16 protein-coding genes are annotated in these 20,839 nt (G+C 56.8%); 2 read left to right on the forward strand and 14 right to left on the reverse strand.

The genetic code is table 11. The annotated features are described in order from the left end of the window. Positions 1-131: 131 nt before the first annotated feature. The 6 genes from ACN0V1_RS09435 to folE form a co-directional block, all read right to left on the reverse strand. On the reverse strand, positions 132-2,771 hold the full coding sequence (locus ACN0V1_RS09435) for a heavy metal translocating P-type ATPase (RefSeq protein ID WP_417544757.1): 2,640 nt from the start codon (positions 2,769-2,771) through the stop codon (positions 132-134). A gap of 6 nt (positions 2,772-2,777) precedes the next feature. Beyond that, the gene (locus tag ACN0V1_RS09440; protein ID WP_417544758.1) at positions 2,778-3,209 is read right to left on the reverse strand and encodes a MerR family transcriptional regulator; all 432 of its coding nucleotides are present in this window, start codon (positions 3,207-3,209) and stop codon (positions 2,778-2,780) included. A 221-nt stretch (positions 3,210-3,430) separates the two neighbouring features. After that, the gene (locus tag ACN0V1_RS09445) at positions 3,431-3,751 is read right to left on the reverse strand and encodes a hypothetical protein (protein ID WP_417544759.1); all 321 of its coding nucleotides are present in this window, start codon (positions 3,749-3,751) and stop codon (positions 3,431-3,433) included. A 51-nt stretch (positions 3,752-3,802) separates the two neighbouring features. After that, on the reverse strand, positions 3,803-4,240 hold the full coding sequence (locus ACN0V1_RS09450) for a CoA-binding protein (protein ID WP_417544760.1): 438 nt from the start codon (positions 4,238-4,240) through the stop codon (positions 3,803-3,805). Between the two features lie 51 nt (positions 4,241-4,291). Continuing rightward, the gene (folX, locus tag ACN0V1_RS09455) at positions 4,292-4,666 is read right to left on the reverse strand and encodes a dihydroneopterin triphosphate 2'-epimerase (RefSeq protein ID WP_417544761.1); all 375 of its coding nucleotides are present in this window, start codon (positions 4,664-4,666) and stop codon (positions 4,292-4,294) included. Between the two features lie 25 nt (positions 4,667-4,691). After that, the gene (gene folE, locus ACN0V1_RS09460; RefSeq protein ID WP_417544762.1) at positions 4,692-5,261 is read right to left on the reverse strand and encodes a GTP cyclohydrolase I FolE; all 570 of its coding nucleotides are present in this window, start codon (positions 5,259-5,261) and stop codon (positions 4,692-4,694) included. 196 nt (positions 5,262-5,457) lie between these two features. Between folE and ACN0V1_RS09465 the strand changes: the two genes are divergently transcribed. Beyond that, positions 5,458-6,372, forward strand: coding sequence for an alpha/beta fold hydrolase (locus ACN0V1_RS09465; protein ID WP_417544763.1), 915 nt, complete (start codon positions 5,458-5,460; stop codon positions 6,370-6,372). A gap of 16 nt (positions 6,373-6,388) precedes the next feature. Here the strand turns inward: ACN0V1_RS09465 and ACN0V1_RS09470 are convergent, their stop codons facing one another. Next, on the reverse strand, positions 6,389-7,456 hold the full coding sequence (locus ACN0V1_RS09470) for a GGDEF domain-containing protein (RefSeq protein WP_417544764.1): 1,068 nt from the start codon (positions 7,454-7,456) through the stop codon (positions 6,389-6,391). 200 nt (positions 7,457-7,656) lie between these two features. On the opposite strand from ACN0V1_RS09470, the gene ACN0V1_RS09475 reads away from it, so the two are divergent. After that, positions 7,657-8,739, forward strand: a complete 1,083-nt coding sequence (locus tag ACN0V1_RS09475) for a patatin-like phospholipase family protein (protein WP_417544765.1) — start codon at positions 7,657-7,659, stop codon at positions 8,737-8,739. 19 nt (positions 8,740-8,758) lie between these two features. Here ACN0V1_RS09475 and znuB read toward each other — a convergent pair whose 3' ends face one another. From znuB to ACN0V1_RS09510, 7 genes are all read right to left on the reverse strand, one after another. Next, complete coding sequence (znuB, locus tag ACN0V1_RS09480; RefSeq protein ID WP_417544917.1) at positions 8,759-9,583, reverse strand: zinc ABC transporter permease subunit ZnuB; 825 nt, start codon at positions 9,581-9,583, stop codon at positions 8,759-8,761. Further along, positions 9,570-10,382 (reverse strand): zinc ABC transporter ATP-binding protein ZnuC, encoded by an 813-nt coding sequence (znuC, locus tag ACN0V1_RS09485; protein WP_417544766.1) that lies wholly within the window; start codon positions 10,380-10,382, stop codon positions 9,570-9,572. The genes znuB and znuC overlap by 14 nt, the downstream gene beginning before the upstream one ends. Next, positions 10,375-10,866: a Fur family transcriptional regulator gene (locus tag ACN0V1_RS09490; RefSeq protein ID WP_417544767.1), complete on the reverse strand. Its 492-nt coding sequence runs from the start codon at positions 10,864-10,866 to the stop codon at positions 10,375-10,377. Before ACN0V1_RS09490 ends, znuC begins: the two co-directional genes overlap by 8 nt. A gap of 86 nt (positions 10,867-10,952) precedes the next feature. Then, on the reverse strand, positions 10,953-11,414 hold the full coding sequence (locus ACN0V1_RS09495; protein WP_417544768.1) for a chemotaxis protein CheW: 462 nt from the start codon (positions 11,412-11,414) through the stop codon (positions 10,953-10,955). A gap of 11 nt (positions 11,415-11,425) precedes the next feature. Beyond that, positions 11,426-12,505, reverse strand: coding sequence for a chemotaxis protein CheB (locus ACN0V1_RS09500; RefSeq protein WP_417544769.1), 1,080 nt, complete (start codon positions 12,503-12,505; stop codon positions 11,426-11,428). Then, positions 12,505-19,905 carry an Hpt domain-containing protein gene (locus ACN0V1_RS09505; protein WP_417544770.1) on the reverse strand — a complete coding sequence of 2,467 codons (7,401 nt, stop codon included), beginning with the start codon at positions 19,903-19,905 and terminating at the stop codon, positions 12,505-12,507. Before ACN0V1_RS09505 ends, ACN0V1_RS09500 begins: the two co-directional genes overlap by 1 nt. Before the next feature lie 11 nt (positions 19,906-19,916). Then, positions 19,917-20,816, reverse strand: a complete 900-nt coding sequence (locus ACN0V1_RS09510) for a CheR family methyltransferase (RefSeq protein WP_417544771.1) — start codon at positions 20,814-20,816, stop codon at positions 19,917-19,919. Positions 20,817-20,839: the final 23 nt, after the last annotated feature.

Consider the following 20,839-nt stretch of genomic DNA (forward strand, 5'->3'; position numbering starts at 1 on the left):
TCTTTAATGTCGTGTTCAGTGATGGCTGTGATCTTGCGCAGGTGCATCGTTATCCGATGATGAAAGCCAGAACCACCAGACGGTTGCGGCCATCAGAACAAGCCCACCGGCATTGACCAATATTGTTTCCATCAGTTCCGCTCCCATTTCGGTTGTTGGCTTTGGTTTGGCGATTGAGCCGGCTTGTGACTGGATTTGAACAGGCGCAGTCGGTTGGCGTTGGTAACAACGGTAACCGAAGACAGCGACATGGCGGCGCCGGCAAGAATCGGGCTCATCAATATACCCCAGATTGGATACAGCAGGCCTGCGGCAATGGGAATGCCCAGGGTGTTGTAAATGAAGGCACCAAAAAGGTTCTGGTGAATATTCGTCACGGTGGCCCGGGAGATTTCGATGGCATCCGGCACGCCGTGCAGGGAACCGCGCATCAGGGTGATAGCGGCGCTTTCGATGGCGACGTCGGTGCCGGTGCCTATGGCGAAGCCCACATCGGCTGCGGCCAGCGCCGGTGCGTCGTTGATGCCATCACCTACCATGGCGACGGTGTAGCCTTTGCCGCGCATTTCGTTCACTACGTCGGCTTTGTCTTCCGGCAGGACTTGCGCACGGTAATCGTCGATGCCGATTTTTGCGGCAATGGCTTTGGCGGTGGCGTCTATATCACCGGTAACCATCATTACCCGGATGCCGGCATCGTGCAGGCGCCGGATGGCGGCCTCCGAATCCGCTTTGATGGCATCGGCAACGCCCATAACGCCCAGCAATTCTGTGCCACGGGCGAGAAACAGTGGCGTACCAGCCTGTTCGGTAATGGCTTTTTCAGCATCGACCAAGCCATCAAGCGAAATGCCCTCGGCTTCCAGCCAGCGGCGGTTGCCGAGGCGAACCGGTTCGCCCGCAAACTGACCTGTCACGCCTTTGCCATTCAATGCTTCGAAGTCCGTGACGCTCAGGGGCTGTGCGTTTTGTTCTTTGGCTTTATTAACGATAGCTTCCGCAAGCGGATGCTCGGAATGCTGCTCCAAACCTGCGGCCAGTGCGAGCAACTGTTGCTCATCGCCATTTATCGCATGCACGCTGGTCACCGCCGGGTGGCCTTCGGTAATGGTACCGGTTTTGTCGAGAATCACCAGATCCAGCTTGCCCGCGGTTTGCAGGGCATCGCCTTGGCGAATCAGGGCGCCGTATTCCGCCGCCTTGCCAACACCCACCATGACCGACATGGGTGTAGCCAGGCCCAGGGCGCAGGGGCAGGCAATGATCAGAACCGTGGTCGCTGCAATGATCATATGTACAACGGCAGGCTCCGGCCCCACGTTGTACCAGACCAGTGCCGCGGCCACGGCAATGAGCATGACACCGGGTACAAATACCGACGATATTTTGTCAGCCAGCCGACCAATGGCGGGTTTTGAGCCTTGAGCCTTCTTCACCAGGTGGATAATCTGGGCCAATGCGGTTTCGCTGCCCACCCGTGTTGCTTCGTAAACAATCGCGCCGTGGGTATTCAGCGTACCGGCGGAAACCTCGTCATCCACCGCTTTACTCACGGGCATGGGCTCGCCGGTGAGCATGCTTTCGTCGATACGGGTGCTGCCTTCGACGACCCGCCCGTCGACCGGCAAATTCTCGCCGGGGCGAACGCGAATGTGATCGCCTTTGCGCACATCTTCTACCGGAATATCCCGCTCCTGCCCATCCCGGATAACCCGGGCGGTTTTCGCTCGCAGATCCAGAAGCCGGCGAACTGCCTCGGATGTTTTGCCTTTAGCCCGGAGTTCCAGCGCCTGACCCAGATTGATCAGGCCGATGATCATGGCCGAGGCTTCAAAATACACATGCCGCGCCATCTCCGGCAAGGCTTCGGGAATACTCACCACCGTTATGGAATACAGCCACGCGGTACCTGTGCCCAATGCAATCAATGTATCCATATTGGCGTTGTGGTGCCGGAAAGCCTTCCAGGCACCGGTGAAAAAATGCCCGCCGGTACCGGCCATAACCACCAGCGTCAGCATGCCCAGGCCAAACCAGATGCCCTGGTTCGCTTCGGTTATCGTCATGGAGCCAAAACCCATGCCCCAGACCATCAGGCCAACGCCCAAGCCGAGACTGATAGCCATCTTCACCAGCAGGGTCTTGTACCGCTTTTTGTCCTCTTCCTGCTTCTGATCGTCTGCGGCGTCTGCATCTTCAATTACACTGGCGCCGTAACCGGAGCTTTCTACTGCCTTGATCAGAGCTTGCGGATCGGACGCCCCGGTGGCCGTAGCAGTATTGTCCGCAAGATTCATGTGGGCATGGGTCACGCCCGGCACCGACTTCAATGCCTTCTCAATGGTATTCACACAGGAAGCACAGGTAGCGCCGGTTACCGCCAGATGCACCTGATCGTCCTCTGGAGCCGGCGCCGCCGCTTTTTCAGGTTTTTTCTCTGGAGCCTCGGCCTGTTCGCCCTCATCCGTCGCTTGAACCGATGTTGTATCAGCGATAGCGTCTGCTTTTCCAGATTTGGAAGCACAGCAACTGGCAGGCTTCTCAGCCTCAGCCACCGGTTCCGCCGGATACCCGGTCTCGGTCACAATCCTGGCCGCTTCGGTGGCATCAATATCTTCGGGCAGCGCTACAGTCTGATCTTCCAGATTAACTTCCACCAGACCAGCATCACCGGTCAGAGGCTCCAGAGCGTTACGGATTTTCTTCGCGCATCCCTGGCAGGTGGCGCCAGAAATACTGAGAGTGGTCTGTAACACAGGTGCTTCGCTCATAGTGATTTACTCCTCAACCTGCTTATCGGAAGTGTTGTCATCCCAATGTTCAATCAAACGGCAAATGGTATGACCATCCGGCGTACCGTCGGGCATATCCTGCCAGGCGGCCAGTGCCGTCTTCATCCGCTTATGCAGTTGCTGTAACTCGTTAATCTCTCGCTCCACCTCTGCCAGCCGTTGCTGGAATACATCTCGAACCAAAGGGCAGGGCGAGTGATGCTCATCCGCCTGATCCAGAATCTGACGAACCTCGATCAATGAAAACCCCAACTGACGGGCCTTGCGGGCAAAACGCAGCCGCCGAAGATCCTCAGCGTCGTACTGCTGGTAGTTGTTATCGGGGTTCCGAGACGGTTTAAGCAATCCCTCACGTGTGTAAAAACGCACAGTGTCCGGGTTCACACCCGCAGAGGTCGCAAGTTCTTTAACTTTCATACTCAGCAGTGCCCGCCAAATTTAAACGAGCTTTGGTGTGGATGACCCTTCCGAAAATGCTCGGAGCCAGGGAAGGCGGAGAGCAAGCATACATGGACGTATTCACAGCGGTTTTCGGAAGGGTCATCCACATCAAAGCGGTTATAACCGAAACTGGATCGTCCAGAGTGTAAAACTGGAACAACAATAAAACCTATGACCTGCTCACAGGTCAAAGGTTTTCAGGAAGAGGGGCTTTTCGCCCGAAGGAAGGTACCACAGCTTTTGCACTGGTCAGGTGCCATCAATTTGGCCTGCCAGCCAATCTTCTGACCGCAGGCTGGACAAGCCAGGCGCAGTTGCAAAACAATGATCGGAGCAATAAGTGCAGCAATCAGCAAGCCCAGAGGTCCCCAGTCGTCACCGCTGGAAAGCCCGAGCTGGCTGCTGAACACCAGCACAATAACCAAAGCCACGAAAGCAAAAATGAAATAATTCCGGTTCCAGCGCTCCCATCGGCGAAGCTTAGTGTCCTGTTCCGGCGTCAGATAACCCGTGACCATAAAATCTCACCTGGAAAATTCAATCGCTATGTTGGTGGGACCAAAATGCGATTACAAATCAGACCCAATCGCCGGAATACCCTGGCGCGAAATCTCCTGCTTGGGGCACTTATCCATCACAACCGTCAGCCCTGCGGCCTCGGCCTTGGCCGCGCCCACCTCGTTGATAACGCCAATCTGCATCCAGATCACCGGTACCTTCAGCTCGATGGCCTGATCAATCACCGCGTCCGTGCGTTCCGGCGCCAGGAACAGCTCAACCATGTCGACGGGCTCCGGCAGAGAAGCGATGTCGGCGTAAACGGTCTCGCCCAGAAGCTTCTGGCCGGCAAGGCGAGGGTTGACCGGAATAACCCGGTATCCATGCTCCTGCATGAACTCCATGACTTCATGGGACGGCCGGTGCGTTTTCTCGCTAGCGCCTACAAGAGCAATGGTGCGGACACTTTCAAGAATAGCGCGCATTTGATCAGGTTGATTGCTTGGCATCGTATCGAACCACCTGCGTTGAATTAACGTTGTTGAGCTATAGGTATTGAATTAACGGCTCGCTTCAAGACAGACAGACACAGATTTCGCATAGCGTAGCGCGTGTGGCTTGTCGATTTCCACCTGCGCCCACTGCACGGCTCCGTGCTCCATAATGATATTCAGCACCTCGTGGGTCAGGCGCTCAAGAAGCGCAAAGCGATTGCTGTCGACATGGCCGATGATCTGCTTGGTAATGGTGCGGTAGTTGAGCGCAGCCGTAATTTCGTTCCGGTCGATCGCTTCTGCGGCATCGTAGGTCAGGCAGACATTGATGATAACGTCCTGCAGATTGTTAATCTCTTCATCCTTGATGCCAATGTACGCTCGCAACAGCAAATTCTTGATCTGGACTCTTGCCTTGTGGTTGCAGAAAACCTCTGTCATACCGCCTCCATCCGAACCGCGGTGATCAACGATGACTGCTGATCAGATTAAGAAATTCTGAACGCGTTGCCTGGGATTTACGGAACTGCCCGAGCATCATGGAGGTTTTCATTTTCGAGTTCTGCTTCTCCACTCCACGCATCATCATGCACATGTGCTGTGCTTCGATAACCACCGCAACGCCTTTGGCATCGGTAACGCTCTCTACGGCTTCGGCGATCTGGCGCGTCAGGTTCTCCTGGATCTGCAAGCGGCGGGCATACATGTCAACAATGCGTGCAAACTTGGACAGGCCGAGAACGCGACCCTGAGGCAGGTAGGCAATGTGGCACTTGCCAATAAACGGCAGCATGTGATGCTCACACATGCTATAGAGCTCAATATCCTGAACCACAACCATCTCATCCATTGCCGATTCAAATACGGCATTGTTCACGAGATCGCCAAGATCCTGCTGGTAGCCTCGGGTCAGGAACTGCATGGCTTTGGCGGCACGCATCGGAGTGTCTTGCAGACCTTCGCGGTTGGTGTCTTCACCCAGCCCGTTGATGATGGCGCGGTAGTTGCCCGCGAGGTCGTCAAGGAGTTTGGTCATAGTGATTTCCGGTTCTCTTTTTGGTACGAAGGCCAAAGCTTAAGTGAAATTGATTGGCATCTCTACGATTTACGATGGCGCGCTCAGAAAAGACCAGCACCTGTTTACAGTTTATCAAACACAGTTGCCGCCGCTGGCAGGAGGGCCGGGTTTATTCTAAAGTCGCAGGCAATGAAGGATCTATCGGGGACAGCGCGTGGAACAGCAGATACCGGGTAACAGGGATGGAGCGGCAGCGGGCGCTGGAGCGCCTGTGCTTGAGGCGTGGCAACAGGGCGGTAAATGGTTCATTTACGAGGGCCACGCAATATTCAGCCGTATGGCGGGCAGGGGAGAGCCGTTGGTACTGATGCACGGATTTCCTACTGCAAGCTGGGACTGGAATCGGATCTGGCCCATGCTGATTCAGAACAACAATGTGCTGGCTCTGGATTTTCTTGGATTCGGCTTCTCTGACAAGCCCCGGGAGCATGCGTACAGCATTGAAGACCAGGCAGATCTGGTGCAGGGGCTGCTTAAAGGCCTCGGGTTGGAGTCGGTGCATCTTTTAGCTCACGACTATGGGTGCAGTGTCGCCCAGGAGCTTCTGGCCCGGGAGCAGGAAGGGATGTTACCTTTTCAGGTTGCCAGTGTCTGTTTTCTGAACGGCGCGTTGTTTCCGGAAGTACACAACCCCCTGATGATTCAGAGATTGTTGCGCAGCCCGTTGGGCGGACTGATCAGCCGGGGCCTGACGCGGCGCAGTTTCGAGCGCAGCTTTCTGAAATTGTTTGGCAGCAAGAGCCTCCCTGACCAACGGGATATGGACGATTTCTGGCACCTGCTCACCTATAACAACGGCCGTGGAATTCTGCATCATCTGATCCAGTTTATGGAAGATCGCCGGTGCCATCGTCATCGCTGGGTGTCCGCGTTGCAAAATGCCACGCAGCCAATGCGACTGATTTCAGGAATAGCAGACCCCGTATCGGGAGCGGCCATGGCTCTGCGTTATCAGGAAATGATTCCTGAGGCCGATGTGGTGCAATTGCGGAATGTGGGGCACTACCCGCACTTCGAAAGCCCCTGGGAGGTGTTCTGCGCTTACAGGGATTTCCGCAAACGCCGGTGAGACGCCAATCAGCAATCTAGCTGACAATGGGTGCGGGAAATCCGTCAGTATTGCTGCTGTCTGTTGCAAGGTGGCGGGCAGCACCGACCACCTGATTACGTCCCTGGGACTTGGCGTCGTACAACGCCTGGTCAGCGCGATTCAGCCAAACAGACCAGGTTTCGCCATTGCTCACTTCGGCAATACTGGCGCTGGCCGTTACCTTGATATCTTCGAGAAACGGTCGGGCGCTGATACTGGTCAGGAGCTGGTGGGCCAGAAGATTGGCCTCCTGCTGAGCGGTTTCGGGTAGCACGATCATGAACTCTTCTCCGCCGATACGGAAAAGCTGGTCGTTTTCTCTGAGCCGATTGCGCAGCCGCAGGGCCATCTCTTTAAGCACTTTGTCGCCCGCAAGATGTCCCCACTGATCATTGATCATTTTGAAGTAATCCAGGTCCAGAAGGATCAGGCTGGATACCCGCCCATAGCGTTCCCGCATCTGAATCTGGCTGTTCAGAACATCGGCCAGCTGTGACCGGTTGAGGCAGCCGGTGAGCGGATCGGTGGTTGCAAGCCGGGAGAGTTCAGTCTGGAGTTTGCCGACCAGCCAGGCAAAAATCATGGAGAACAGGCAAGTAATACCCAGCGAGAAGGTAATGCGCCAGAAATCAGCTTCGGGAAACTTCATGAAAGAAACCACGGCCATAACGCTGACAAAAACAATATTACTGGCAGTAGCTTCCCGCAGGGGTAACAGGAAAAACAGGGCCGATGCGGCGGGGTAAGCCCAGTATAAGCCCGCGTGACCGTTAATGGCCGTTGAGTATGCGGCGCTGACCACCGCCAGCAGGGGAAACAGGCGCCCTTTGAGGAAGTAAGTGCCGCGGAATCGTAGCAGGCCGATCACCAGAGCAGCGTTAACACAAAAAAGAATCAACAGGCCTGAAAGCAGAAAATGATGGTGCTGCCATTGCACAACGACAAGCGGGGCCACGGCGATGAAGGCCCAAAAATGCAAGTGATAGACAAGTTGGCGCTTGAAGCCAAGCACGGCAATCGTCGGATTGGTAGATCTCGAACCGGTGGAGGAAAGCGTGTTCACAGCATACTCCTGTTGTCCGGATAAAGCCGCTGGCGGGCCTGAACTGAAGTTTAGCACGGGTATCCGTCGGGCGATGCCCGAGTATCAGCTTATTGGCGCCATTAGTTTTGTTGAGTTGGCCCGTGATGCCCGGTTCGTTAAAATTCGTATCTTTTTATGCTGATTTTCATTTTTGCAAACATCCTGACGGAAAAACTGATATGACAGCCATCCACACTCGGGCCCCCGCGCTCACTATCCGTGCAGGCCGCAGAACCCTGCAGCGGTTGCAGGAAAAACCGCTGACTCCGGAGGATGTGCACGTTATACCCGGTGCGGCCGGTGGTCCCAAGGCCCTTGGTCTCAGCGGCCTGGATAAAGCCATTTTTGGTGACTGGTTGCCCCGCATTGAACAAGAGCGCTCCCTTATTGGTTCGTCCATAGGCAGCTGGCGTTTTGCCGCCATTGCTTCTTCGGATAACCCCCGGGCTCAACTTGCCAAACTGGCCGAACTCTATACCTCCCAGCGCTTCTCGAAAGGTGTCAGCGCTGCAGAGGTGACTCGCCAAAGCATTCAGTTCCTTGAAGAACTGATCGGGGGCCGGGAGGAATACATTCTTGAGCATCCGTGGTACCGCCTGAATGTAGTTGTTGTCCGCAGCCTTGGTATGCTCGAACCGGATACCAGAGCCCGCCTGAGCTTCGGTCTGATGACGGCTATCAGTGCCAATATGGTTGGCCGGCGGCACCTGGGACGTTTTATGGAGCGGGGCATTCTCCACGACGCTAGGCTGAAGGCGCCATTGTCGCCACTGGCTGATTTCCACAGCCATGAGGTGCCGTTGAGCCGAGATAACCTGCTACCTGCCTTACTGGCATCAGCGTCTATTCCCATGGTGATGTCCGGTGTCCGGAATATTCCCGGCGCTCCAGATGGTATATACCGGGATGGCGGGCTTCTGGATTACCATCTTGACCTGCCTTATGAGCAGCCGGGCGTGGTTCTGTACCCGCACTTCACCGATCGCATCGTGCCCGGTTGGTTTGACAAGACGCTGCCCTGGCGTCGCGGCGATGCGACTCGTCTGCAGGATGTGTTGCTGGTGGCGCCCTCCGCGGACTATCTGGAACGGCTGCCGGACGGTAAGCTGCCTGATCGCAAGGATTTCGAAACTTACGCAGGAAATGACGGCAGCCGAGAGCGCTCATGGCGAAAAGCCATTGCAGAGAGTGAGCGTCTGGGTGATGAGTTTCTTGAACTGCTGGAAACCGGCCGCCTGGTGGATGTTCTCCAGCCTTTATGACGGCTGGGTAGGCGGCCGCTTAAGCAGAACGCCTTGTTGAGAGCCGGCCAGCGCCGCCATAGACAACAAGAAACGTGACAAAGGCCGTTACCACGACGGAGGGGCCGGCGGGTGTATCCAGATGCCACGACATGCTCAAACCACCTGCCACGGCAATAAACCCGAATACTACCGCCATGGCCGCCATCTGTTCCGGGGTGCTGGCGAGCCTGCGCGCTGTGGCTGCCGGGATGATCAACAGTGCGGTAATCAGCAGAACGCCCACCATTTTCATGGCGACCGCGATCACCAGTGCGAACATCAACATAAGCAACAGGCGCAAGCGCTCAACCGGTACGCCTTCCGCCCGCGCCAGTTCTTCGTGAATGGTGCTCATCAACAAGCCGCGCCAAAGTACGGTTAACAGCGTCAGAATCAGAGCGGCACCGCCATAGATCCAAAGCAGGTCATTGCGGTTCATGGCCAGCAAATCACCAAACAGCAAGCCAGTCAGATCGATTCGGACATCCGGCATGAAGCTGAGTGCTACCAGACCAATGGCCAGAGCGCTGTGTGCCAGAATGCCCAGCAGGGTGTCGGTGGCGAGCGTTTTGTTGCGGGAAAACAGCATCAGGGCGATGGCCAGAATAACACTGGTAATGATAACCCCGAGATTCAGCGGAACACTGATCAAAAAGCTCAAAGCGATGCCCAACAGCGCCGAGTGAGCCAGGGTGTCGCCAAAATAGGCCATTCTCCGCCACACTACAAAACAGCCCAACGGGCCTGCGATCAGTGCCACTCCCAGGCCACCAAGAAGCGCGCGCCAGAAGAAATCGTTCAGTACCGCATCAATGATGGTCATGTTGGCACCCTGTATGGCTATCTTCATGACTGCCGCCATGGCTTATGGCCAGGCTGGAGTGGTCGCTATCGACCACGTTGCCATGCAGATCATGGCTGTGGTTGTGATGATGGTGGTATACCGCCAGAGCCTCAGCCACCGGCCGGCCGAAGGTTTCGATAAAAGCCGGGTCATGGGAAATATCTGCGGGATATCCGCTGCAGCATACATGCTGGTTCAGGCAGATAACCTTGTCGGTTGCGGCCATGACCAGATGCAGGTCATGGGAAATCATGATGACGCCACAATTCAGCTCGTCCCGTAACTGGCGGATCAAGTCATAAAGCGCGGCCTGGCCGTTAATATCAACGCCTTGGGCCGGCTCATCGAGTACCAGAAGATCAGGTTTTCGGGCCAAGGCCCTGGCCAACAGCAGGCGTTGCTGCTCGCCCCCTGAAAGATGATGCACTGAGGCGTCTAGCAGATGGCTGACACCGGTTCTCACCAACGCAGATTCACACTCTGCCAGCGGCCGGCCACTGAGTAGCATGAAGCGCCTGACGCTCAGGGGCAACGTTGATTCCAGGCTCAGGTGCTGAGGCACGTACCCGATAACCAGCTTTTTTTTCCGGATGATGCGGCCACTGGTTACGGCTTGAATGCCCAGAATGGCTTTAATCAACGTGGTTTTACCGGCGCCGTTGGGCCCGATAATGGTGATGATATCACCGCGGTACAGTGACAGGTTTACCCGGTCGACAACCGGCCTGTCATCAAACCGGACGGTAAGGTTTTCGATGGCAACCAGCGCGTCACTCATGGTTTGGTTCCGTTTGACAGCCAGGGCAGACTCCAGCTACTTCCAGCGTAACCGCTTCCGCCCGGAATACTTCGGCACCGGCTGCGTTGCGTATTGCTGTGGATACAGACGCGTCGGTCAGCTCGAGAACATTGCCGCAAATGCGGCAGATAAGAAACATACCCGTGTGGTGCTCGCCCACATGGGCGCAACCGATAAACGCGTTAAGCGAGGCTATACGATGGACCAGCCCGTGTTGCTGCAGAAAATCCAGTGCTCTGTATACCGTTGGGGGTGCTGCGTTGTGGCCTTCAGCGGTAAGCTTTGCGAGCACATCGTAGGCCCCGAGGGGTTTGTGGGATTGCCAGACCAGCTCCAGTACCCGCTCTCGGGTGGGTGTCAGGCGGGCACTCTGCTGCTGGCAGATCGCCCTGGCGTCGGCCAGAGCCTGGCTGACGCAGGCTGCGTGGTTGTGAGGGCGGTACGGGAGCGCACGGGCAGACATGGTCGGGATCCTGCATTTGCAAAAAAGTGCAACATTATAACAGTTGCACGGATCTTCCTGCCACGGGGCGTGCGAATAACCCGGGTTTAGACCAGCGATTCGCTGGCAAGAGATTCCAGGTAGTCCAGGTTGGGAATCCAGGCGGCTTCGCCATCGACTTCGACCAGCATAAGATCGGCAGGGCCGTTTTCGCCCTCCAGTTGCTTGACCTGATCTTCGGTGATGCGAACCTGGCTGGGGATACCCTGAGTGATCAGGGCCATGAAGCGGAGTTTCTTGTTGTTGTCGCTGACGCTGTTGAGTACAACGATCCTGCCACGATTTTCACCGGGCACTGCAAGCGTACCGCCGTTCGCTGCATCGTAGGATATAACGGGCAGATTCAGCCCGCGCCACTCCAACCGGCCAGCCAGCCAGTCCGGTGCGCCGGTACCTGCATCACTGCTGGCGTAGTCCACCACCTCGGCAATGGATACGTTGGGCAGTATAAGCTGCCGCCTGCTTACGGGGATCATAACGCAGGAGAGGGTCTGGCTATTGTCTTTCATTGCTTGTGTCCTCAGGCGGTGTCCCGTTTCTGCCGGCCTTTAAGCAAGCAGGATTTTTCGATGGTTTTGACCAATTCCCGGGCCAGTTGTTCGGGCGTGCCGGTAAAACTGGAGCAGCCTGTGGCGGCTACGGAATCCGGCATCGAGCTATTGCCACAACTGGTGCTTTCCTGAACCCAGATCCGGCTACCATAGGCCTTGAGCAATGGCGCCGCTATCACACCGTCGTTCCCCATGCCAGAAAACAGGATTGCATGGCAGTGTGCGCCATAATGATCTGCAGTATTCAGCAACACCCGTTCAATAGAGGGGCCGTAAGGCCCCGGCCAGGGGCTTTCAAGCTCGGTCAGTACACCGGTGCTTTCAAATGTCCATTCGTGCTCAACCGGCATCAGTACGACATCGCCGTTTTTTACCCGGTAGTTTTCCTCTGCATGCTTTAGTTTGTAGTGCGCATGACGCCCGAGCACCCGGGTGAGTACCTCGGCAAAATTCCCATCAATATGCTGGGCGTAGATAAAACCTATGGGCAAGCCTGGCGGCAGGTTATCCAGAAATGCCTTCACGGCGGCCGGGCCACCGAGTGAGGCGCATAACACCCAGACTTCTTCTGCGACAGAGCCAGGTGTAGCGGGCGTCAGCCACTGAGGAAGTTCCAACGTTACATCGGTCTCCGGAGCCTGCTCGGTAAGCTCTTCAAGGCTGGATTTGGAATCCAGCTGCGTCGGCTCAACTTGCTCTTCCAGCTCTTCCAGCTCTCCCAGCTGTTGCTCCAGCTTGCTCAGGAGCCTGCGCTCCCAGCGGAAATACTCTAAGCTGCCGGACGCGGGGGCCTGATCCAACCCGAACAGAACGGGCGCTTCGGTACTTTCCAGCAAATAGTCGAACAGCGTCTGGTGGTCCGCCTCATCTTTCAGGGTGACCAGCCACAAACCGGCCTCTGGAAACCCGGGTTGTCCCTGAAGCCTTTCAGGGTCACCAGAGAAGCAGACTTCCAGGCCAAACTTGGCGGCTGCAGCCTGTAAACGGTGCCTTTGCAGGACAACATCCGACACAATTCCGACCGGAGCCCGACCGTATTGGCCGGTCATCACTGCTTACCGGTCAGCCGTTCGATTGTCTTCAGCAAGTCAGTCTCCTGGAACGGTTTGCCGAGGTATTCGTTCACGCCAATAGCCAATGCCCGCTCACGGTGTTTCTCGCCGGTTCGCGACGTGATCATGCAGATTGGCATATCACGCAGGTTGTCGTCGTGCCGCACGAAGCTCGCTACCTCAAAGCCGTCCATACGCGGCATTTCGATATCCAGCAACATGATGTCCGGTTTGTGATCCTGCAGCTGCGCAACCGCGTCGAGGCCATCTTTCGCGGTGATGACTTCCATGCCATTGCGCTCCAGCAGGCGAGAGGTAACCTTCCGCACGGTAACCGAATCGTCCACCACCATAACGACCGTAGCGCGCTCTTCGTAGCGGGCCGACTCCCGTGCCTTTTCCAAGTCGGCCAGGTGTTGGCGTTCGGACAGGATGTCGGAGCGGATCATGGCCGGCAAGTCGAGAATGACTACCACGTTACCATCACCAAGAATGGTGGCACCGGATACGCCGCGAACGGTGCTGAACTGCGGGCCCAGGGATTTAACAACAATTTCCCGGCTGCCCATCAGGTTGTCTACCTGCAGCGCCATGGGCTGCTCTGCGCCGCGAACCAGAATCACCGGCAACGGCAGGGCCTGACCCTGGAGCTTGGGATGATGGTCACTGTTCAGCAGGCTGCCGAGATACTGCAGACGGTACTCCTGGCCGGCGTATTCGTACATGGGAGCATCCGGCTTGTAGTACTCCTCAAGCTCATAGGTGCTGACCCGGACAATACCTTCGATAGTGTTCAGCGGGATAGCGTAAAAATCTTCACCCGTGGAAACCATCAGGGCACGGTTTACCGAAACGGTAAACGGCAGCCGAACGGTGAATACGGCGCCCCGGCCCAGCTGTGACTCGATGTCCAGGCTACCGCCGAGCTGTTTGATTTCGCTGGCGACCACGTCCATTCCAACGCCGCGACCGGAAATCTGGGTGATCTGCTGTGCGGTCGAGAACCCGGGTTGCAGAATAAACTGCAGAATTTCCCGTTCAGAGAGATCTTCATCCTCCCGCAAGAGACCTTGGCGGATAGCCTTATCCCGGATGACTGCAGAAGGAATGCCAGCGCCGTCGTCTATCATGCGAAGCACCACATCACCGCCTTCCCGGACAAGCGACAGGGTAACCTGGCCCGCTTCTGCCTTGCCATTTTTCAGGCGGTCGACCGGGCTTTCGATGCCGTGGTCGATTGCGTTACGCAGCATGTGCTCCAGCGGCGCAATCATGCGCTCAAGAATGTTGCGATCCATTTCGCCTTCGGCATTGCGCACATCAAACTCTACTTTCTTGCCCAGCTCACCGCTGATCTGGCGAACAATCCGGCGCAAGCGCGGCACCATGGAGGAAAACGGAATCATTCGGGTCTTCATCAGACCTTCCTGGAGTTCCGTGTTGATACGGGATTGCTGGACCAGCAAGGTTTCCGTATCGCGAACCCGGTCAGACAATGTTTCGCGCAGATCTGCAAGATCCGAAGATGACTCGGTCAGAGCTCGGGACAACTGCTGGATGGATGAGTAGCGATCCATTTCCAGCGGATCGAAGTCGTCGCCGTAGTCCGGGCCGTGCTCTTTCTCGGCACTGAAGAGGATTTGTGTCTCGGTTTCGATTTCCATCCTGCGCAGCTGTTCGCGCAAGCGCTCGATGGTCGCAGCCATTTCATCCAGGGTATTGCCGAAATCACTGCTTTGCTGTTCGAGTCGGCCACGGGTGATACTGGTTTCGCCCGCCAGGTTGACCAGTTCGTCCAGCAGAGGAGCGGATACCCGAATGGTCTCTTGTGCGGCAGTGCGCTGTGCGTCTGCGCCTTTGTTTCGGAGCTTTGCCGGTGCTTTTGCTGGTGCAGGTTTGGGCGTGGGCACTAACGCAACTTCACTCTGCGGTTCTTGTGCCACCGCGCCGGATTCGAAGCGCTTACGTACCTCAGCCACCAGGGCAATGATGCCGTCGTGGTCCTCGGTGATAGCCTGCCACTGGTTGTCGTCTGGTGCTTTGCCGCCAAGTTCAGTCAGGCGGGTTTCAAAACCGTGGGCCTTGTCGCCCAGCACAGAGAGCTGGGACAAGCGGGCACCGCCCTTGAGCGTGTGCAGAGCGCGCTGTGCTTCCTGATTGAAATGGTTACTGGAAGGGTCTTTACGCCAGTCATCAAGGAGCTGCTCCAGTTGATCCATGATTTCGCTGGCCTCTTCCAGGAAGATTTCCAGAATCTCCGGATCAGCCGTTTCCTGGTTTGCCGCTGCGGCCTGCTCTTGAGACAGCTCCAGGCTACTGGCATCAGGATTTTGTGCGCTGTTAAACGCTGCAAGAAGCTCAGGGTCCGCAGCGGGTTCGTTACCCTGCGCCAAAGCGTTGAGCATGGATGTCAGGTCGGCGAGACCGCGGCCACTGAGCGTCAAAACAAGCTTCTGGTTACCGGGGCTGGAAATCAACGCATCAAGCGCGCCGGACCAGGCGTCAGCCAGTTCCGCGATAGGGTCGACATCGGATAGCCGTGCACCACCTTTGAGCGTATGCAATTCTTGCTGCAGCTGCGCAACACCGTCCATTGCCTGCGGGTCTTCGCGCCACTGATCGAGACACTCGCTAATGGCATCGTGGATCTCGTGGCCTTCATCCAGGAATATGCCGGTGAGTTCCTGATCACTGGATTCCGCCTGGACTGTGTCGGTTTCCGGAATCGGTGCAGCAATGTCGCTACTCGCAGGCATTGATTCGCCGCGGAGAATGGCCTCAACCTGATCCACCAGGTCGACGGCAGGAGGGCAGGGTTTACGGGTTGCGACCTGTTCAACCATCTGCGCCAGCCGGTCGTGGCAGGCAAACAGCAGATCGTTCATGGCACTGCTGGCTTCCAGCTGGCCCTCTGCCACTTTCTCGAACAGATCTTCAAGTACGTGGGTCAGGTCGCCAATGGCCTCTACGCCGGCCATCCGGGCGCCACCCTTGAGGGTGTGCACGTCCCGTTGAAGTTCTGCTGCTACCAGGCGGTTGGACGGATCTTCGCTCCAGGTGTGCAGCGCACTGCCTGTGGAGTTAATCAGATCGTAGGCTTCTTCGAGAAAGATACCGATCAGTTCCGGGTCCAAATGGGAGAGGTAGGTCCCGTGCTCGCTCTCTTCAGCTTCGTCAGCTTCCTCAAGTTCTGGTACCGGGAGCCTAATCTCATCAGATGCTGCTTCGGTATACTCGTCGGGTACAGCTACATCTGTGACCGGTCGCGAACCGCTCGTGTTGTCGACGTAGGCGCGGATTTCGCTGATCAGGTCAGGTGCCGGACGCGGAAGCTCCTTCGCTTCCATGTTTTCTACCATGCCGGCCAGCCGGTCATGACAGCGGAACAACAGGTCTGACAGTTCGTCATTAACCGACAACCGTTGTTCTGTCAGCCCTTCAAACAGGTTTTCAAGCTCGTGAGAAAGGTCGCCCACTGCCGGAATATCGGCAAGGCGCGCGCCACCTTTGAGGGTATGCAAATCCCGTTGAAGCAAACGCAGGATATCCAGGTTGCCTGTTGATTCGCTCCAAGTCTGCAGCGCATCGGCTGTGCTATCGATCAGGTCTCGGGCTTCATCGAGAAATATTTCCGCGAGCTCTTCATCCAGCTCGCTGTCGGAGGCCGTGGCGCCTGAGTCGTCAGTCCGGCCGGTTTCCGGCAGGGGCAGGTCGGAAACCGGCAGTTGATCCGTGCCGGTCTCCTCGGCTGCAGACGTTTCAAACTCATCCATGTCAAAGCTGAGATCAATTTCTTCCAGGTTCTCGGTGAACTCCTGGTCGAAAGCGCTGACGGCTTGGGCCTCCTGCCCGGCTAGGGACAGGGCGAGGGTTTCAAGCCCGGAAATCAGCTCGTCGCCAGACTCGATTGCCAGCCCGGCTGCAACCTGATCCATCATATTGATCAGGTGTTCGTGGGCGTTGCGAACGGTCGGGAAAAACTGTTCATCCGTTGCTGCATTCCGGGTGATGGCCGCCTCGTAGACCTCTTGCAAGGCTTCCGCCAACGCGGCAACGTCCGGCACGCCAGCCTCGGTCGCTGCATTGGTAAGCTTTATCAGTTCGGCATTGAGACGATGGAGCGGCCCGGTATCCTGCGGATTATCTGCCCACTGATCAAGGATAAGATCGGCATCCAGAACAACGTCCAGGCCCTCATTGAGGAACAGCTGCAAAAGCTGTGAGGGTGCGGGCTGCTGTTGGTCGTAGTTTGCGTCTTCGTTGTAGGTACGGAGCGTGTCACTGGAAATGCGATCCAGTTTTTCAAGGAAGGCTTCAGTGCCAGGCAGGGTGGTCTGGGGCTTTCGGCGAATCTGCGCCAGACCCTGTGTCAGGAAGCCGCAGGCTGTTTCGATCAACGACAGCGCATCGCGGTCCGCGCGCAAATTCTGGGCGCGAGATTCCTTGACGAAGCGCTCAAGCGGCGCAATGACCGCTGCAATCGGGGCAATTCCTGCCGTATGGGCGCTGCCCTTGAGAGTGTGTAGAGCGCGGGAAAGGTTGTCGGTATAGGAAACGTTGACCTTGTCGCCCGCTGACGCCAGAAACTCATTAAGAGTCTGCAGGTGGGTTTCTGTTTCGCTCTCGAAGATGTCCAGCAGCACCGGATCAACGCCTTCATCTTCGTCGTAGTCAGTTTCGGTTGGCTCAATTGCCCCAGCGGTGCTCTCGGCTTCAGCCGCCGGCATGGTCTCGGGGATTTCGCCGTTGGCCAGAGCGGTGGCTCGTGCTTCAAGACCAGCCGGGTCAATTGACGGCGGCTGATGGTTTTCAAAATCACTAACCAGTGTTGGGAGAATGGCGGTGGCTTCATCCAACAGGCTGGCTATGTCGTCGTTCATGAAAATGCTGCCGTCGATCACGCGGTTCAGCATGTTTTCTACAGACCAGGCCAGCTCACCTACCACCATCGCACCAACCATGCGACCGCTGCCTTTCAGGGTATGAAATGCTCGACGCACTTCCGAAAGGGCACTGCGATCATCATGCTGGCGCAGGAGCATGGGCAGGTATTCGCGGACAGTATCCAGAACCTCGCCGGCTTCCTCGATGAAGATTTCCAGGATTTCATCGTCAATCAGGTCGTCTTGCTGGTCATTGCTGACCGTCGCTTCCAGCTCCGGGATTTCCTCGTGCGCCGGCTCTTCCGAGCTCGCCACAGGCGTAACGGTTGGCTCGATGTCGCTGTCGCTGAGGCGAGTTGTTGTCATGGACTCTGCGCGTTCGGTCAGCGCGGCCACATCACCCGCCACTTGACCATCACGGAATTCCTGAATCAGTAAAGGAAGGCGGGCATTGACTTCGTCCAGCAAAGTGAACAGGTCATCGTTCGGCTTGACGCTCTGGTCGATGACCCGGTTCAGCAGGTCTTCTACAGACCAGGCCAGTTCTCCAAGGCTGTTTGCACCTACCAGGCGACCGCTGCCTTTAAGCGTATGGAATGCTCGTCTGACTTCGGTCAGTGCCGGACGGTCGTCGTGGTTCTGGCGCAGACGTGGGTAAAACTCGTGGATGGTTTGCAGAACCTCCTCGGCTTCCTCCACAAAAATACCAAGAATCTCGTCGTCCAGAAGATCTTCATCCGATGTTTTGGTTTCGGCTTGCTCTACCACCGGTACGTCTTTCTGGACAGGTTCGTGGCCCCAGGTGGGCTCCTCACCCACCGGGAAACCAAGCTTGGCCAGGCTTTCTTCGGCAATTTTCAGGATGTCTTCGTTATCGCTGATGCCCTCAGCCAGCCGTTCCAGGTAGTACTCAATACTGGTGACTGCGTCGGCCAGGGTATCCAGCTGTTTCCAGTCGGGCACGTGTCGGCCGCTGAGCAAAACGTCCGAGATGTAGCGCTCGGCGGAGGCTAGCATGCTGGCCACACGTTCCAGAGGAACCAGGCTCAGGCCACCGCGGATGCTGTGCAACAGGCCCGGGACATGTTCGATTTCACGAGTGTCCCACTGGGACGCAATAAAGTTGATGACAGCAGATTTCACCTGTTCCAGGGTGTTACGCGACTCCCTGAGGAGCGCGCTGCTGGCTTCACCAAGTTCCTGTGAGCCATGGTTGACAGGCAGGTTATCGCTGCCGACTCCAGAGCGCTCGGGCTGTCGATCACTGTCCAGACCCGCGAGGCTGGCTTCCACATAGAGCAAACCTCCGGCGATGTCCATCAAGGTGCCATCATCGACCGGTTCTGCTTGTGCGCTGAGTTGCTCAACCAGTTCGATTTGCTCTGTAATGACTTTTCGTGGAATTCCCAGGCCCAATACCGCGAGTGTGTTACCCACTTGCACCAGCCCGGGCAGAAGATCTTCAAGTTCGCTGTTCTGTCGCCCTTCTGAGCGGACAAACAGATCCAGCTGGTCTTTCAGCTTGGCAAGTTCTTCATTCAGGGCGCTGACAACCGAGTGGATGGCTTCCCGGCCAGGGCCGGAAACGCGATTCCTGGCCGCATCCACGTCATCCTCAGAGGGCAGGGCCTGGTCGAGTTGATAGCGGCTGCGCAGTTCCTGTACCTTTTCCGAATCCAGATCCCGTGCCCGGGCAACGTAGTAGAGCAGATGCTTCAGCAAAGCGTCGGGTGCTGGCTGAGCGAGGATATCCGTATGCTCGTCTATAAGACGACGGATTTCGCTGTCGAGGTCCCGGAGCAGGGATTTGACCGCTGCGTTGACCGGGTTAGCCCGGGCCTGGAGTGTTTCTACGAAGGCCGCTGCGGCTTTCCAGAGTTCCCCGCGGGGGGTTTTCTGGCACAGGCGAATCAGCCGATGAATGACTTTTTGCAGGTAAACAAACTGGGCGTTCAGGTCATCTTCGCGAATGACGCCGGCAAGGGCAAACTGGTACATTTGGCGCAGCTTGCGGATATGGCCGAGTACGGTTGGATCCTGCAGGCGTTGCGAAACGCTGCCTGCGACCTGCATGCGTGAGGGGCGCAGATCGGGCTTGAACAGGGAGGTGTCCGAGAGCAAGGACTCGCCCCGGGCAGCGCGGAGATCGTTCAGCAACGGCAGCAGCAGCATGGGAAAATCATCCTGGCTGCTGGCCAGGTGTTCCAGATACTGTGGAAGCTGCAGAATAGCCTGCATCAGAACATTAACGGCTTCATCTACACTGGTGACGCTGTTGTTCAGCACCGCCTGGGTGAGCTTTTCCATCTCTTCGGTCAGCAAGGCTGCACCGTAAAGCTCAACCATCTTCAGAGTGCCATGCACCTGATGGAGATAATTCAGGCAGAAGCGCAGGCGAGCTGTGTCGTCACGATTCTCGACATACGCTTCCAACGCATGCTGACCCTGAGTCAGCGTGTCCTGTATCTCGCCCCGAACCCAGTCGAGGGCGATGCTGTCATGGTGGTTGCCCATAACCTCTCCGGTTATTCTTCGTCAGCCTGGCGCTTTATCCACGCCAGTACATGTTCCGAGGGAACTCTTTGCAGGCCTGGGGGCTGCCATTCGGTCAGCTCTCCCTGGCCCAGAACCAGTAGTCCCCCGGGCGCCAGCCGCTCTGCAAGTCGCTTGACAATGTCCCGCCGGCGCCAGCGACGGAAATAGATCAGCAGATTCTGGCAGAAAATAATGTTCATCCCGTGCATCGGTGCTTTATCCAGATCCAGCACATTCAATCTGGTGAAGCAGACCCGTTCCCGGATGCTATTGACAATTTCAACGGTATTTCGTTCGGCCGTGCGGAAATACCGGGTCTTCATGTGTTCTTCCATACCCAGCAATTTGCGGGCATTAAACTGGCCTGTCCGGGCTTTCTCGATCACCGGCAAGCTGATATCCGAGCCGGTCACGCCATATAGCGGGTGCAGATCCAGTTGGCTCATACACTCGTTCAATACCATGGCAAGGGTGTAAGGCTCCTCGCCGGTGGAGCACCCGACGCTCCAGGCTTCAAGCGCATGCTTCCGGAACTGTTCTCTGGGCCGTGTGAGAACGTAGTCGGCGACCAGGCGAAAGGCGTCAGGATCCCGGAAAAAACGGGTTTCCTGCACCGTGAGCCGGTCAACCAGCGTCGACCATTCCCGTATGGCATCCGGTCCCGAGACAATCGTCTCGTAGTAAGCCTGATAACTGGTGGAGCCTATTTCCCGCATCCGGATGGCCAGATTGGTTTCCAGAAACGAGCGGCGCTCTGCAGGCAGTGTCATGCCCGTGCGGTGCTCCAGCAGTTCCTGCCATTGGCTGAGCTGCGCCTCGTCCATGCGAGGAAGACGGCGCAGAAACCAAGTACTTTCAGCAGGTGACGGATTGTTATAAAGCTCGGACATAAACCGCCATTAACCCCGGGCCG

This window comes from Marinobacter sp. (assembly GCF_048266785.1).
Taxonomy (GTDB): Bacteria; Pseudomonadota; Gammaproteobacteria; order Pseudomonadales; family Oleiphilaceae; genus Marinobacter.

Excerpts from the sequence above, each read along its gene's own strand:
- ACN0V1_RS09435 (WP_417544757.1), bottom strand. The coding sequence starts at position 2,771 with ATGAGCGAAGCACCTGTGTTACAGACCACTCTCAGTATTTCTGGCGCC.
- ACN0V1_RS09440 (WP_417544758.1), bottom strand. The coding sequence starts at position 3,209 with ATGAAAGTTAAAGAACTTGCGACCTCTGCGGGTGTGAACCCGGACACT.
- ACN0V1_RS09445 (WP_417544759.1), bottom strand. The coding sequence starts at position 3,751 with ATGGTCACGGGTTATCTGACGCCGGAACAGGACACTAAGCTTCGCCGA.
- ACN0V1_RS09450 (WP_417544760.1), bottom strand. The coding sequence starts at position 4,240 with ATGCCAAGCAATCAACCTGATCAAATGCGCGCTATTCTTGAAAGTGTC.
- folX (WP_417544761.1), bottom strand. The coding sequence starts at position 4,666 with ATGACAGAGGTTTTCTGCAACCACAAGGCAAGAGTCCAGATCAAGAAT.
- folE (WP_417544762.1), bottom strand. The coding sequence starts at position 5,261 with ATGACCAAACTCCTTGACGACCTCGCGGGCAACTACCGCGCCATCATC.
- ACN0V1_RS09475 (WP_417544765.1), top strand. The coding sequence starts at position 7,657 with ATGACAGCCATCCACACTCGGGCCCCCGCGCTCACTATCCGTGCAGGC.
- znuB (WP_417544917.1), bottom strand. The coding sequence starts at position 9,583 with ATGACCATCATTGATGCGGTACTGAACGATTTCTTCTGGCGCGCGCTT.
- znuC (WP_417544766.1), bottom strand. The coding sequence starts at position 10,382 with ATGAGTGACGCGCTGGTTGCCATCGAAAACCTTACCGTCCGGTTTGAT.
- ACN0V1_RS09490 (WP_417544767.1), bottom strand. The coding sequence starts at position 10,866 with ATGTCTGCCCGTGCGCTCCCGTACCGCCCTCACAACCACGCAGCCTGC.
- ACN0V1_RS09495 (WP_417544768.1), bottom strand. The coding sequence starts at position 11,414 with ATGAAAGACAATAGCCAGACCCTCTCCTGCGTTATGATCCCCGTAAGC.
- ACN0V1_RS09500 (WP_417544769.1), bottom strand. The coding sequence starts at position 12,505 with ATGACCGGCCAATACGGTCGGGCTCCGGTCGGAATTGTGTCGGATGTT.
- ACN0V1_RS09505 (WP_417544770.1), bottom strand. The coding sequence starts at position 19,905 with ATGGGCAACCACCATGACAGCATCGCCCTCGACTGGGTTCGGGGCGAG.
- ACN0V1_RS09510 (WP_417544771.1), bottom strand. The coding sequence starts at position 20,816 with ATGTCCGAGCTTTATAACAATCCGTCACCTGCTGAAAGTACTTGGTTT.